Consider the following 14,448-nt stretch of genomic DNA (forward strand, 5'->3'; position numbering starts at 1 on the left):
GAAACACATCACCCCCGGGAGCCCTGCTCCCGGGGGTGATGTGCTGTGCCTGTTCGCCTATTCGGGGGCGCCCCAGGGGTCGTCGGTGGTGCCCCAGCGCACCCGCTGCCCCTCCTCCACGGCCGGGGCGGCGTGCCGGGCCGGACGGGCCGCCCTGCCCGCCACGGCGACGTCCTCGGCACCGTCCAGGACGCCCCCCGACGGGTCGTCCGCGCCGTCCTGCCGGACCGGGTCCTTCTCGGGCGCCAGGATGTCCCGTACGACCATCGCGCACAGGTACAGCGTGCCGAGCAGGTGCAGGACGATCACGAACTGGTAGCCGTCCACCGGCAGGCCCTGCTTGTTGCCGCTGCCCGTGAACGCCAGGTACATCCAGATGCCGACGAAGTACATGACCTCGCAGGCCTGCCAGACCAGGAAGTCCCGCCAGCGGGGCCGGGCGAGCGCGGCCAGCGGCACCAGCCACAGCACGTACTGCGGCGAGTAGACCTTGTTCGTCAGCACGAACGCAGCGACGACCAGGAAGGCCATCTGCACGAAGCGCGGCCTGCGGGGCGCCGTGAACGCCAGGAACGCGAGGCCCGCCACCGCCACCGCCATCAGCAGCAACGCGTACAGATTGGCCCGGCCCGGCGTGATCACGTCGCCCGTCCGCTGGCTGACCAGCAGCCAGATCGAACCGAAGTCGACGTTCCGGTCCCGGCTGAAGAGGTAGAACTGCTTCCACCCCTCCGGCGCGAGCAGCATCACCGGCAGGTTCACGAGCAGCCAGGAGCCCAGGAAGCCGAGCACCGCGGCCCCGTACGCCCGCCACTTCCCGGCCCGCCAGCAGAGCAGCAGCAGCGGGCAGAGGAGCAGTATCGGGTAGAACTTGGCGGCCGTGGCCAGGCCGAGCAGGATCCCGAAGGCCAGCGGCCGGCTCCGCGACCACATCAGGACGGCGGCGGCGGTCAGCGCGACGGCTAGTATGTCCCAGTTGATCGTGGCGGTGAGCGCGACCGAGGGCGCGAGGGCGACCAGCAGGCCGTCCCAGGGGCGCCTGCGGTGCGTCCGGGTCACGCAGACCGCCAGGACGGCCGCGCACACCATCAACATGCCGGCGTTGACCAGCCAGTACGACTGCTCCTGCTGGTTCGTGTCGCCGCCGCCGGGCGTCAGCCAGGCCGCGACCTCCATGAAGAGACCCGTCAGGACGGGGTACTCCAGGAACGGTATGTCGCCGCCCAGCCGGTCGAAGTACGGGATCAGGCCCTCCGCGAAGCCCCGCCCGACGAACAGGTGCGGGATGTCCGAGTAGCAGGCGTGGGTGTACTGGGAGGTCGTCCCGCGGAACCAGGCCCAGTTGTAGCAGGGCAGCTTCTGCACCATGCCGAGGGCGTACATGCCGAGGGCCACGAGCGCGACGACCCGCACCGGCGTCCACTGTCCGGTGCCGGGCACCGCCCGGCGCCCGTAGGGGCCGCCGATCAGTTCGCTGCCCGCTGCGGCCACCTTGTCCCGGTGGGTGGGGATGACCGTCTGCGAGCGGTCCCGCGGCGCGCTCGACTTCTGGAGGCTCGGCATGGGGGACATCCTGCCGTACGGCCCCGGGAAAACGGCGAGAGCCGCCGCGACCGGCCCGTACGGAAGGTACGGAGCGGACGCGGCGGCCCTCAGGACGTGCCCGGATCGCCGCGCGAGGCGAAGGGATCAGGGGCTCCAGAACCCCCCGCCCCCGGGTTTGCCGTTCCCTCCGCCGGAGGTGTCCGTCGGCGAGTCCGTCGGCGTCGGCCCCTCGGTGGTGGGTGGCGTCGTGGTGGGTTGCCCGGTGTTGCCGCCCGTGCCGCCCGGGTCGGTGCAGTTCCAGTCGAAGACGCCGCAGGTCGTCTTGCCCGGCTTCGGCGTCTTGGTCGGCTTCGTCGGGGCGGTCGTCGTCGGGGTGGCCGGGGGAGTCGTCGACGGCGTCGCCGACTCGGTGGGCGTCTGCGTGGCCGTCGGGGTCGGCGTCGGGCTCGCGGCACCGCCGCCGAAGACGGGCTTGGCGCCTTCCAGCTTCTCCGGCTTCGGGAAGTCCTCGACGGGCATGTCCTTCACGGCGTCCGTCATGTACTCCCGCCAGATGCGCGAGGGGAACGACGAACCGTGGATCGTCGGCTGGTCACCCGTGCCGTACATCTTCTCGAACTTACGACCCTGCTTCGTCTCGTCGTCGTCGAAGCGGTACATGTCGATCGCGGTCGCCAGCTGCTTCGTGTAGCCCACGAACCAGGCCGACATGTTGTCGTCGGTCGTACCGGTCTTGCCGGCCACCGCGCGGCCCGGGATGCGCGCCTTGCGGCCGGTACCCCGGTCGTCGTCCACGACGGACCGCAGCACGTCGGTGACGTTGTTGGCGATGGCCGGGCTGAAGGCCGTCTTGGGCTTGGCCTCGTGCTTGAAGGTGGTGCCTTCCCGCACCACCTTCTCCACCGAGTACGGGTCGTTCTGCTCACCCTCGTTGGCGAAGGTGGCGTACGCGCCGGCCATGCGGATGGCGCTCGGGCTGGAGACACCGAGGGAGAAGGAGGGGAACTCGCCCTTGACGAGGGACTCCTCGCGGAGGCCGGCCCTCATGGCCGCGTCGCGGACCTTGTCGATGCCCACGTCCATGCCGAGCTGCACGTACGGCGAGTTGGCGGACTTGATCATGGCGTAGCGCAGCGAGATGGGGCCGTAGCTGGCGTCCTCGTCGTTGCTCTGCTTCCACTCGTCCCCGTTGTCGTCCCGCCAGATCTCGCCGTTGTACTTGCGGATCGTCAGGTCGTCCTTGCCGTTGTAGAGGCTCTTGTCCGGATCGACGATGGTGCGCTGGGACTCGTCCTGGTCCGGTCCGAGCCTCTTGTCCCGGACGCCGTCCTTCATCGCGGCGGCGAGCACGAAGGGCTTGAACGTCGAGCCGACCTGGGCGCCGGTGGCGTCGGCGTTGCTCCGGAAGTGCTTGGTGGCGTCGACGCCACCGTAGATGGCGACGATCTTTCCGGTCGCCGTGTCGACCGAAGCACCGCCGAACTGGACGTGCGTGTCCGTCAACGGCCGCTTCTTCGGGTCGATGTTCTCCTTGATGACGTTCTTGATCGTGGCTTCCATCTTGTCCACCTTGTCCTTCTCGAAGGTGGTGTAGATCTGGTAGCCGCCGCGCTGCAACTGCTCCTCGGTGATCCCGAACTGGTTCTTCATGTTCTGGTCGGCGGTGGCGACGAGGTAGCCGATCTGACCGCCCAGGTTGGCGCTCTTCCGGGGCGGCTGCACCTTGGGGAAGGTGGTGTACTTCGCCCGCTCCGCGGCCGAGATGTGGCCGTCCTTCTCCATCTCGTCGAGGATCCACTTCCACCGCTTGGTGGCCCGCGCGGTGTTCGCCTCGCGCGAGGCCTGGGGATCGATCTCGGGGTAACCGGCGGGGTCGTAGTACGTCGCGCCCTTCAGCACCGCGGCGAGCAGCGCCGACTCGCTGGGGTTGAGCTTGCCGACGTCCTTGTTGAAGTAGGCGCGGGACGCGGCCTGGATACCGTACGCACCACGCCCGTAGTACGAGGTGTTCAGGTAGCCGGCCATGACCACGTCCTTGTCGACCTCGTTGCCGACCTTCATGGAGATGAAGAGTTCCTTCACCTTCCGGGTGATGGTCTGCGACTGGTCGTCCAGGCGGTTGTTCTTCACGTACTGCTGGGTGATCGTCGAACCGCCCTGGGTCTCGCCGCCCTTGGCCATGTTCCACACGGCGCGGGCGATGCCCATGGGGTCGACACCGGAGTCGTCCCAGAAGGTCTTGTTCTCCGCCGAGATCACCGCGTTCTGCATGGACTTCGGGATCTCTGCGAACGGGACGATCTGACGGTTGGTGCCACTGCCCGTCGCGACCATGCGGTCGCCGTTGGCCCAGTAGTAGATGTTGTTCTGCGACTTCGCGGTGTCGGCCTCGTTGGGGATCTCCACCTGCGAGTACGCGATCGTCGCGGCGCCCATCAGGCTCGCCGCGAAGAACAGGAACGTGCCCGTCACGAGCTTCCACGACGGCATCCAGCGACGCCAGCCGTACTTGTTGTGGCGCGGGTAGTCGATGAACCGCTTCTTGCCCGGCGGGCGACCGCCACCGCCGCCACCGCGCCCCGGACCGCCGCCGCGACCACCGCCACCGCCACCGCGCCGCCCTCCACCGGGACCACCGGGACCGGAATCGGCACCCCTGCGGCGGCTGCCGCGCTGGGCGGCCCGCCGGGCCTCCGCGCGCCCGCCGTAGGGACGCTGCTCCTCTCCGTAGGAGGAGGGAGGTCCGTACGAGGCCGAAGGGGCCCCCGTACCGACGTCATGGGCCGGGGCCGACCTGCGGCCCATCGGCTGCTGGGCAGCGCGCCGTGCCGCCGCGCGACCGCCCGTCGGCGGCTGCTGCGGCGGCATTTTGCGACGATGCTCGCTCATCGAACGACTACTCCTCGGGCAGGCGCGTACGCCTGGAAGCGGCAGTTGAGTTCCGGTCCCCCCGAAATGCGCACGTGGGAACCCCATCGGAGGTCCCCCCGTACCGCAGCCGGTCACCCGCAGCACTGACGCCCCACGGCGTCGCTCGGTTCCCGGTGATCTGCATGCCGCACAGACTACGCACGGCCAAAACCCTCCTAGAGCCGGAGTTCACCCCAAATCGGGCAAGGCGACCGCTGTGAATTGACGATGTGACGCCGGTCACGGCGGTCCCGCTTGTCGAGACAGGGAGGCCGTTCTATCGTGCTGATGTATCGAGTCGATACATCAGCACGGCATAAGGGCCCCGAAGGCGGAGGAGGAGGCGACGGATGAGCAGGCGCTCCGGCATCCTCGAGTTCGCCGTCCTCGGCCTGCTGCGCGAGGCCCCCATGCACGGGTACGAGCTGCGGAAGCGCCTCAACACCTCGCTGGGCGTCTTCCGGGCCTTCAGCTACGGAACGCTGTACCCCTGCCTCAAGACGCTGGTCGCAAACGGCTGGTTGATCGAGGAGCCGGGCAGCGCCCCCGAGGAGGCCCTCGCCGCGTCGCTCGCGGGACGCCGAGCCAAGATCGTCTACCGGCTGACCCCGGCAGGTAAGGAGCACTTCGAGGAGCTCCTCTCCCACACCGGCCCCGACGCCTGGGAGGACGAGCACTTCGCCGCCCGCTTCGCCTTCTTCGGCCAGACCGAGCGCGAGGTGCGGATGCGCGTGCTCGAAGGTCGCCGCAGCCGGCTGGAGGAGCGCCTGGAGAAGATGCGCGCCTCCCTGGCCCGGACCCGCGAGCGCCTGGACGACTACACGCTTGAGCTGCAGCGCCACGGCATGGAGTCCGTGGAGCGCGAAGTGCGCTGGCTGAACGAGCTCATCGAGAGCGAGCGGGCAGGGCGGGATCAGCGATCCGGCCCCGGCGCCCCCTCTCGGCACGACAACGATTCTGGAGAGACGGGCGGCCTGCCCCGGCACGGGGGCAGTACCCGGCCGGATCCGTCCGACGACACCGCCAAGTGAAACCCTGCGCACAGCAGGGCTTCCACGATCACACAGGGAGCAACCGGAATGGGTTCGGTTCGCGTAGCCATCGTCGGCGTGGGCAACTGCGCCGCCTCGCTGGTTCAGGGCGTCGAGTACTACAAGGACGCCGACCCGGCGACCAAGGTGCCCGGCCTGATGCACGTCCAGTTCGGCGACTACCACGTCGGTGACGTCGAGTTCGTCGCCGCCTTCGACGTCGACGCGAAGAAGGTCGGCCTCGACCTCTCCGACGCCATCGGCGCCAGCGAGAACAACACCATCAAGATCTGCGACGTCCCGAACAAGGGCGTCACGGTCCAGCGCGGTCACACGCTCGACGGTCTCGGCAAGTACTACCGCCAGACCATCGAGGAGTCCGCCGAGGAGCCGGTCGACGTCGTCCAGATCCTCAAGGACCGCCAGGTCGACGTCCTCGTCTGCTACCTGCCCGTCGGTTCCGAGGACGCGGCGAAGTTCTACGCCCAGTGCGCCATCGACGCCAAGGTCGCCTTCGTCAACGCCCTCCCGGTCTTCATCGCCGGCACCAAGGAGTGGGCCGACAAGTTCACCGAGGCGGGCGTCCCGATCGTCGGCGACGACATCAAGTCGCAGGTCGGCGCGACCATCACGCACCGCGTGATGGCCAAGCTGTTCGAGGACCGCGGTGTCCGTCTCGAGCGCACCATGCAGCTCAACGTCGGCGGCAACATGGACTTCAAGAACATGCTCGAGCGCGAGCGCCTGGAGTCCAAGAAGATCTCGAAGACGCAGGCCGTCACCTCGCAGATCCCGGACCGTGAGCTGGGCGAGAAGAACGTCCACATCGGCCCCTCGGACTACGTGGCCTGGCTGGACGACCGCAAGTGGGCGTACGTCCGCCTCGAGGGCCGCGCGTTCGGCGACGTCCCGCTGAACCTGGAGTACAAGCTCGAGGTCTGGGACTCCCCGAACTCGGCGGGTGTCATCATCGACGCCCTGCGCGCCGCGAAGATCGCCAAGGACCGCGGCATCGGCGGCCCGATCCTCTCCGCCTCCTCGTACTTCATGAAGTCCCCGCCGGTCCAGTACTTCGACGACGAGGCCCTGGCCAACGTCGAGAAGTTCATCAAGGGTGAGGTCGAGCGCTAAAGCGCCGCACGCTTGTCGATCGAGGGTCCCCGAGGCACTGCCCGGGGGCCCTCGTCGTATGTGAGTCTTGCTGCCATGTCCGTCGTACGTGATCTGCGCGTACTCCTGCGCCTGCGGGACTTCCGCCGCCTGCTCGCCGTCCGGCTGCTCTCCCAGTGTGCCGACGGCACCTACCAGGTGGCCCTGACCGCGTACGTCGTCTTCTCCCCCGAGAAGCAGACCTCGCCCGGCGCCATCGCCTCCGCCATGGCGGTGCTCCTGCTCCCGTACTCGCTCGTCGGGCCCTTCGCCGGAGTGCTCCTCGACCGCTGGCAACGCCGCCAGGTCTTCCTGTACGGCAACCTCCTGCGCGCCCTGCTGGCCTGCGGGACCGCCCTGCTCGTCCTCGCCTCCGTGCCGGACTGGCTCTTCTACGCCTCCGCCCTCTCCGTCACCGCCGTCAACCGGTTCGTCCTGGCAGGGCTCTCGGCCTCCCTCCCCCGTGTCGTCGACGAGGAGCGGCTCGTGATGGCGAACTCGCTCTCGCCCACCGCGGGCACCCTCGCCGCGACCGTCGGCGGCGGCCTCGCGTTCGGGGTCAGGCTCCTCTCCGACGACTCCGACGCGGTCGTCGTGGCCTTCGGTGCCGTCCTCTATCTCTGCGCCGCCCTCGCCTCCCTGCGGATGTCCCGGGAACTCCTCGGCCCCGATGCCGACCTCAGGCCGCAGTCCCTCACCTCGGCCCTGAGGACGACGGCCCACGGTCTTGCCGCGGGGCTGCGGCACCTCTCCGAACGGCGCCCCGCCGCCCGTGCGCTCCTCGCGGTGGCCCTCATGCGCTTCTGTTACGGCGCCCTGCTCGTCACCGTGCTCATGCTCTGCCGCTACGCCTGGAGCTCCACGGACTCCGACGGCCTCGCCCTTCTCGGACTCGCCGTCGCCGCGTCCGGCGCCGGCTTCTTCGCGGCCGCCGTCCTCTCGCCCTGGGCGGTCGGACGGTTCGGGCCCTTCGGCTGGATGACCGTGTGCACGGCCGCGGCCGCCGTCCTCGTGCCGGCGCTCGGGCTGTTCTTCACCCCGGCCCCCTTCCTCGTCGCCGCCTTCGTCCTCGGGCTCATCACCCAAGGAGGCAAGATCGCGACGGACACGGTGGTCCAGACGGCCGTGGACGATTCCTATCGCGGCAGGGTCTTCTCCCTCTACGACGTGCTGTTCAACGTCGCCTTCGTGGGCGCGGCGGGGGTCGCGGCGTTGATGCTGCCGGCCGACGGCCGGTCGCCCCTGCTGGTCGTGCTGGTGGCCGTGATCTATGCGGCGACTGCCGTGGCCCTGCGTCGGGAAAGCCGGAAGGGGTGGTGTTTCACGTGAAACACCACCCCTGCAGAGCGTCGAGCGGGTCCGTGTTTCACGTGAAACACCGGCCCGTCCGGGCGCCGTTCCGGCTCAGTCGCGCGCTGCCCACCATTCCTTGAGCGCGGAGACGGCCTGGTCGTGTTCCATCGGCCCGTTCTCCAGCCGGAGTTCCAGCAGGAACTTGTACGCCTGGCCGATGGCCGGCCCCGGTCCGATGCCCAGGATCTCCTGGATCTGGTTGCCGTCGAGGTCGGGGCGGATCGCGTCCAGCTCCTCCTGCTCCTGAAGCTGGGCGATCCGCTCCTCAAGGCCGTCGTAGGCGCGGGAGAGCGCGCTCGCCTTGCGCTTGTTCCGCGTGGTGCAGTCCGAGCGGGTCAGCTTGTGCAGCCGGGAGAGCAGCGGCCCGGCGTCACGGACGTAGCGCCGCACGGCCGAGTCGGTCCACTCGCCGGTGCCGTAGCCGTGGAAGCGGAGGTGCAGCTCCACGAGACGCGAGACGTCCTTGATCATCTCGTTGGAGTACTTGAGCGCGGTCATGCGCTTCTTGGTCATCTTCGCGCCGACCACCTCGTGGTGGTGGAAGGAGACCCGGCCGTCCTTCTCGAAGCGGCGCGTGCGCGGCTTGCCGATGTCATGGAGCAGGGCGGCGAGGCGCAGCACCAGGTCGGGGCCGTCCTCCTCCAGGTCGATCGCCTGGTCGAGCACGGTCAGCGAGTGCTCGTACACGTCCTTGTGCCGGTGGTGCTCGTCACTCTCCAGACGCAGCGACGGCAGCTCGGGCAGCACGTGCTCGGCGAGGCCCGTGTCCACGAGGAGCCCGAGGCCCTTCCGGGGGTGTGCCGAGAGCAGCAGCTTGTTGAGTTCCTCACGGACGCGCTCGGCGGAGACGATCTCGATCCGGCCCGACATCTCCTTCATGGCGGCCACGACCTCGGGGGCGACCTCGAAGTCCAGCTGCGCGGCGAACCGTGCGGCCCGCATCATGCGCAGGGGGTCGTCGGAGAAGGACTCCTCGGGCGTGCCCGGCGTGCGCAGGACCCGGGCGGACAGGTCCTCGAGACCGCCGTACGGGTCGATGAACTCCTTCTCGGGGAGGGCCACGGCCATGGCGTTGACGGTGAAGTCACGCCGGACGAGGTCCACGTCGATGGAGTCGCCGTAGGAGACCTCGGGCTTCCGGGAGGTCCGGTCGTACGCCTCCGAGCGGTACGTGGTGACCTCGACCTGGTAGCCCTCCTTCTGGCAGCCGACGGTTCCGAAGGCGATGCCGACCTCCCACACCGCGTCGGCCCACGGACGGACGATCTTCAGTACGTCCTCGGGGCGGGCGTCGGTGGTGAAGTCCAGGTCGTTGCCGAGCCGGCCGAGCAAGGCGTCCCGCACCGAGCCGCCGACCAGCGCGAGGCTGAACCCGGCCTCCTGGAAACGGCGGGCGAGGTCGTCGGCGACAGGGGACACACGCAGCAGTTCACTGACCGCGCGGCGTTGCACCTGGCTCAGTGCAGTCGGGGTGTCTTCGTTGGCGTTCGGCACAACAGAAAAGGGTACGTGCCCCGGCTCACCGCGATGTCCTCGTTTTCCGCCGGGTGAGGCCGCCCGGCCTCCGCGTCTCCGCCCGGCGGGGTGCCCGGCGGCACCGGCGGCGGTCGGTCGAAGATCGGCTGGAGCACTCCCCGGCACTTGCCCCCGGCGTGCCTCGTTACCATGCCTGGACACAGCAACCGGGAACCACCGACAGCACTGGCACCACAGACAACGACGAGGACGGGCGAACGCGTGGCCGAGGCGGCAGACATCCAGGGAACCGGTCCCTCACCTGCCCGCCGATGGCTGCGGCGCACGATCACCGTCGCCTTCGGGGCGCCGCTCCTCGCCGGCCTGCTCCAGGCCCCGGTCGCCGCCGCTCCGGCGGCCACCGCCGAGGACGGCACCGGCTCCAGGACCGTCGATGTGTCCCTCGCCACGCTGGCTCCGAGCGCTCCCGTCGCGGGCGACACCGTCACCGTCACCGGCACGGTGACCAACCGGGGCAAGAAGACCGTCACCGGCGCGACCGTGAACCTGCGCGTCGGGCCGAGGATGACGAGCCGCAGCGAGATCGAGCAGGTCACGGGGCGGACCGGTTTCCGGAACGACAGCGATCCCGCCCCCCTCGAGGACGCCCCCGTCGTCAAGATCCCCAGGCTGGGGGCCGGCCTCAGCACCGACTTCTCGCTGTCCGTCCCCGTCTCCGAGCTCGGACTCGACGAGGAGGGCGTCTACCAGCTGGGCGTCTCCCTCACCGGGCAGACCTCGGACCGGCAGTACGACCGGGTGCTCGGCATCGAGCGGACCTTCCTGCCGTACCAGCCGGAGGCCACCGAGAAGAAGACCCAGCTCGCCTACCTCTGGCCGCTGATCTCCTCGGCGCACGTCTCGGCGCAGACGGCCACGGACGACCAGCAGACCCCGGTCTTCGAGGACGACGCCCTGGCGGCCGAGCTGCGGCCGGGCGGACGCCTGGACCGGCTGGTCTCGCTCGGCAAGAACCTGCCGGTCACCTGGGTGGTCGACCCGGACCTGCTGGCCTCCGTCGACGCCATGGCGAACGGCTACCGCGTCAAGGACGGCGACCTGGACGTCCCCGGCAAGGACCAGGCCGTCGCCGAACGGTGGCTGGACGCGCTGGAGAAGGCGGTCCAGGGGCACAAGGTCGTCGCCCTGCCCTTCGCGGACCCCGACCTGGCCTCGCTGGCCCACCGGGGCAAGGACGTCCCCGGCTCCCTCGGACACCTCCAGTCGGCGACCGCCCTGGCGGGCGTGACGGTCGAGACCGTCCTCCACGTGCCGGCTTCCACCGACTTCGCCTGGCCCGCCGACGGAGCCGTGGACCCCTCCATCGCGGCGGTCGCGACCTCCGCGGGCGCCGACAAGGTGATCGCCCGGAGCGACAGCGTCCGCGACGACCTCCCCTACACGCCCACGGCCGCCCGCCCCCTCGGCAACGGCAGCACCACGGCCGTGGTGAGCGACGCGCTCCTGTCCACCGCCTTCGAGGGGGACATGGTCCGCGCGGAGAGCTCCACGCTCGCGGTCCAGGAGTTCCTCGCCCAGTCCCTGGCGATCACCCTGGAGCAGCCGGAGGACCAGCGCAGCGTCGTGGTCGCCCCGCAGCGGATGCCGACCGCCGCCCAGGCGCAGGCCATGGCGACCGCTCTGGAGGGCCTCTCCGCCCGGCGCTGGACCCAGCCGACCGATCTCCTCGCGGCCGCCGCGGCCAAGCCGGACCCGGACGCCTCCACCACGGTGCCGAGCGGCTCCCGCTACCCGAAGGCGCTGCGGGACCGGGAGCTTCCGGTCCAGGCCTTCCGTGACATGAAGACCACCCGGGACGAGCTGGACGACTTCAAGGTCGTCCTGACCCAGCCGGAACGCGTCGTGACGCCGTTCGGCAACGCGATCAACCGCGAGATGTCGACCTCCTGGCGCGGTGAGGCCCGGGCGGCCGCGATCTACCGGAACAACGTCCTGGACTACCTGCAGACCCTCACCAAGGGCGTGCAGCTCGTCGACAAGTCGGACCTCACGCTCTCCGGCCGCAGCGCGACGATCCCCGTGACCGTCCAGAACAAGCTGCTCCAGGACGTGGGCAACCTGGTGCTGCGCCTCACCTCCGCCAACAAGAACCGGCTGGAGGTGAACGGCGACAGGTACGCCGAGCTGCCGGTGAAGGTCGGCGGCGGACACAGCCAGTCGGTGAAGTTCCCCGCCTCGGCGAACGTCAACGGCCAGGTGACGATGACGGCCCAGCTCTACACCGAGGACGGCACCCCGTACGGGCAGCCGATGGACTTCACCGTGAAGGTCTCCGAGATCACTCCCACGGTGATGCTCGTGATCGCCGGCGGTGTCCTCCTCCTCGTTCTCGCCGGTGTGCGCATGTACAGCCAGCGCAAGCGGGTGGCCGCCCGGAACGCCGAGGCCGAGGCGGCCGAGGGCGCCGAGGCCACCGAGGGAGGCGCCGCTTCGGAGCTCGTCCGGGACGGGTCCGGCGCAGGGGAGTCCCGCGGGGACGAACCCGTGCAGCCGAGTGACCCGACACCGGACACCGGACCCGAAAGCGGCGACCCGTCGGGCACGGGTGAGAAAGTGGACCGTTGAGCGATGTCGTGGCCGGTCGGCCGGGGACGATGAGGTGGGGTAACCATGAACGCGCCGTACGACGGTGACCGCGGCCAGGGCGCGGGCGGCCCGGCGCCGTCCGGTGGGACGCCCGCTGCGCCTCCCGGCGCCGGCCACCCGCCGGTGTCGTCCCCCCGGGGACAGGACCCCTACGCCCAGGACCCGCAGGGCCAGGACCCCCACGCGCAGAACCCGTATGCCCAGGACCCCTACGTCCAGGACGCCTACGCCCACGACCCGTACCGGGCCCAGGACATGTCCGCGCAGGACCCGGTGACCGAGGCGCTCTACGACCGTGCCGCGCACCCGCCGCCCCCGCCCGGCACCTACCAGGACCCGCACGCGCTCTACCAGCAGCCCGCCGCGCCGCAGCACGCTCCCGACCCCCGGGTGTGGGCGCAGACCCCGGCGCCCGAGCCGGACGGCCCCTCACGCCACCTGCCGTACGGCGACGACGCGCGCACGGTCCAGTTCACCGGGGTCGACGACCTGGTGACCCGGGCCGGTGAGGAGGAGCCCGAGCCGGACGCGTTCGCGCACCTCTACCGGGACCAGCAGGCGTCGGGACAGGTGCCCCCGCCCACCTCGGAGCCGGACCCGCTGCCCGCGCCCGCCCCCAAGAAGTCCGGCCGTGCCTCCGGCATCCTCAAGTCGAGCGCGGTGATGGCGGCCGGCACCCTGGTCTCCCGGCTGACCGGCTTCGTCCGCAGCCTGGTGATCACCGGAGCGCTCGGCGCGGCCCTGCTCGGCGACACCTTCACCATCGCCTACACCCTGCCGACGATGATCTACATCCTCACCGTCGGCGGCGGCCTCAACTCGGTCTTCGTCCCCCAGCTCGTCCGCTCGATGAAGAACGACGAGGACGGCGGCGAGGCCTACGCCAACCGTCTGCTCACCCTGGTCATGGTGGCGCTCGGCCTCATCGTGGCCCTGGCCGTCTTCGCGGCGCCGCTGCTGGTCCGGCTGATGTCGAACACCATCGCCGACGACGCGGCGGCCAACAGCGTGGCCGTGACCTTCGCCCGCTACTGCCTGCCCACGATCTTCTTCATGGGCGTGCACGTGGTGATGGGCCAGATCCTCAACGCCCGCGGCAAGTTCGGCGCGATGATGTGGACCCCGGTCCTCAACAACATCGTCATGATCGTCACCTTCGGTCTGTTCATCTGGGTCTACGGCACCTCCGCCGAGTCCCACATGGGCGTGCAGACCATCCCGGACGAGGGCATCCGCCTGCTCGGCATCGGCACCCTGCTCGGTCTCGCCGTCCAGGCCCTGGCGATGATCCCGTACCTGCGCGAGACGGGCTTCCGCTTCCGTCCCCGCTTCGACTGGAAGGGTCACGGACTCGGCAAGACGGTCAAGCTGGCCAAGTGGACCGTCCTCTTCGTCCTCGCCAACCAGGCGGGCGTCCTGGTCGTCACCCAGCTCGCCACCGCCGCCGGTGAGGAGTCCGGGAAGAACGGCGCGGGCTTCCTCGCCTACTCCAACGCCCAGCTGATCTGGGGCATGCCGCAGGCCATCATCACGGTCTCCGTCATGGCCGCGCTGCTGCCGCGGATCTCCCGCGCCGCCCACGACGACGATCCCGGCGCCGTCCGGGACGACATCTCGCAGGGCCTGCGGAACTCGGCCGTCGCGATCGTCCCGGTCTCCTTCGCCTTCCTCGCGCTCGGCGTCCCGATGTGCACCCTGCTCTACGCTTCCAGCGGCGTCGAGGCCGCCCAGGGCATGGGCTTCATCCTGATGGCCTTCGGCCTCGGTCTGATCCCCTACTCCGTCCAGTACGTCGTGCTCCGCGGCTTCTACGCCTACGAGGACACCCGGACGCCCTTCTACAACACGGTGATCGTGGCCGCCGTCAACGCGGCCGCCTCGGCGATCTGCTACGTCGTCCTGCCCGCCCAGTGGGCGGTCGTCGGCATGGCCGCCTCGTACGGGCTCGCCTACGCCGTCGGCGTCGGCGTCGCCTGGCGCCGGCTCAGCAAGCGCCTGGGCGGCGACCTGGACGGCACCCACGTGATGCGGACCTACGCACGGCTCTGCATGGCCTCCGTGCCCGCCGCGATCGTCGCCGGCGCCGTCGGTTTCGGTCTGCTGAAGCTGCTCGGCGAGGGCGCCCTGGGCTCGCTCGCCGCCCTCGTGGTGGGCGGTGCGGTCCTCCTCGGCGTCTTCTTCGTCGCGGCGAAGCGCATGCGGATCGCGGAGCTCAACAGCCTGGTCGGCATGGTCCGCGGACGTCTGGGACGCTGAACCACCGGACCCGCACAACCATCGGCGGGAACCGCGTGTCGTGCATAGCGTCCGACTGTGGGCACAATTGGCTTGGCTGTTG

The 14,448-nt window shown here is 70.1% G+C and carries 8 protein-coding genes; 5 read left to right on the top strand and 3 right to left on the bottom strand.

Features of this window, described 5'->3' with window-relative positions; translation table 11 throughout:
• Positions 1–57: 57 nt before the first annotated feature.
• Both ACIGW4_RS04210 and ACIGW4_RS04215 read right to left on the bottom strand, forming a co-directional pair.
• Positions 58–1,563 carry a glycosyltransferase 87 family protein gene (locus ACIGW4_RS04210; protein ID WP_359586660.1) on the bottom strand — a complete coding sequence of 502 codons (1,506 nt, stop codon included), beginning with the start codon at positions 1,561–1,563 and terminating at the stop codon, positions 58–60.
• Between the two features lie 126 nt (positions 1,564–1,689).
• The gene (locus ACIGW4_RS04215; protein WP_398707986.1) at positions 1,690–4,434 is read right to left on the bottom strand and encodes a transglycosylase domain-containing protein; all 2,745 of its coding nucleotides are present in this window, start codon (positions 4,432–4,434) and stop codon (positions 1,690–1,692) included.
• A 371-nt stretch (positions 4,435–4,805) separates the two neighbouring features.
• On the opposite strand from ACIGW4_RS04215, the gene ACIGW4_RS04220 reads away from it, so the two are divergent.
• The 3 genes from ACIGW4_RS04220 to ACIGW4_RS04230 all read left to right on the top strand — a co-directional run bounded on the left by ACIGW4_RS04220 (position 4,806) and on the right by ACIGW4_RS04230 (position 7,964).
• Complete coding sequence (locus tag ACIGW4_RS04220; protein ID WP_123453598.1) at positions 4,806–5,486, top strand: PadR family transcriptional regulator; 681 nt, start codon at positions 4,806–4,808, stop codon at positions 5,484–5,486.
• Positions 5,487–5,534: 48 nt separating this feature from the next.
• A complete protein-coding gene (locus ACIGW4_RS04225; protein WP_031003130.1) occupies positions 5,535–6,617 on the top strand; it encodes an inositol-3-phosphate synthase in 1,083 nt (360 codons plus the stop codon).
• Between the two features lie 75 nt (positions 6,618–6,692).
• Positions 6,693–7,964, top strand: a complete 1,272-nt coding sequence (locus ACIGW4_RS04230) for an MFS transporter (protein ID WP_399578391.1) — start codon at positions 6,693–6,695, stop codon at positions 7,962–7,964.
• A 75-nt stretch (positions 7,965–8,039) separates the two neighbouring features.
• Here ACIGW4_RS04230 and ACIGW4_RS04235 read toward each other — a convergent pair whose 3' ends face one another.
• Positions 8,040–9,482: a CCA tRNA nucleotidyltransferase gene (locus ACIGW4_RS04235; RefSeq protein ID WP_123453594.1), complete on the bottom strand. Its 1,443-nt coding sequence runs from the start codon at positions 9,480–9,482 to the stop codon at positions 8,040–8,042.
• Positions 9,483–9,725: 243 nt separating this feature from the next.
• Between ACIGW4_RS04235 and ACIGW4_RS04240 the strand changes: the two genes are divergently transcribed.
• Both ACIGW4_RS04240 and murJ read left to right on the top strand, forming a co-directional pair.
• Entirely contained in the window at positions 9,726–12,089 is a 2,364-nt protein-coding gene (locus tag ACIGW4_RS04240; RefSeq protein ID WP_399578393.1) for a DUF6049 family protein, read from the top strand.
• 45 nt (positions 12,090–12,134) lie between these two features.
• Positions 12,135–14,366 (top strand): murein biosynthesis integral membrane protein MurJ, encoded by a 2,232-nt coding sequence (gene murJ / locus ACIGW4_RS04245; protein WP_123453590.1) that lies wholly within the window; start codon positions 12,135–12,137, stop codon positions 14,364–14,366.
• The last annotated feature ends 82 nt before the right edge of the window (positions 14,367–14,448 follow it).

It is taken from the genome of Streptomyces sp. NPDC053513 (genome assembly GCF_044544765.1).
GTDB lineage: Bacteria > Actinomycetota > Actinomycetes > Streptomycetales > Streptomycetaceae > Streptomyces > Streptomyces litmocidini.

Bases quoted from the DNA above. Each gene is read 5' to 3' on its own strand.
- murJ (WP_123453590.1), top strand. From the start codon at position 12,135: ATGAACGCGCCGTACGACGGTGACCGCGGCCAGGGCGCGGGCGGCCCG.
- ACIGW4_RS04230 (WP_399578391.1), top strand. From the start codon at position 6,693: ATGTCCGTCGTACGTGATCTGCGCGTACTCCTGCGCCTGCGGGACTTC.
- ACIGW4_RS04210 (WP_359586660.1), bottom strand. From the start codon at position 1,563: ATGCCGAGCCTCCAGAAGTCGAGCGCGCCGCGGGACCGCTCGCAGACG.
- ACIGW4_RS04215 (WP_398707986.1), bottom strand. From the start codon at position 4,434: ATGAGCGAGCATCGTCGCAAAATGCCGCCGCAGCAGCCGCCGACGGGC.
- ACIGW4_RS04220 (WP_123453598.1), top strand. From the start codon at position 4,806: ATGAGCAGGCGCTCCGGCATCCTCGAGTTCGCCGTCCTCGGCCTGCTG.
- ACIGW4_RS04225 (WP_031003130.1), top strand. From the start codon at position 5,535: ATGGGTTCGGTTCGCGTAGCCATCGTCGGCGTGGGCAACTGCGCCGCC.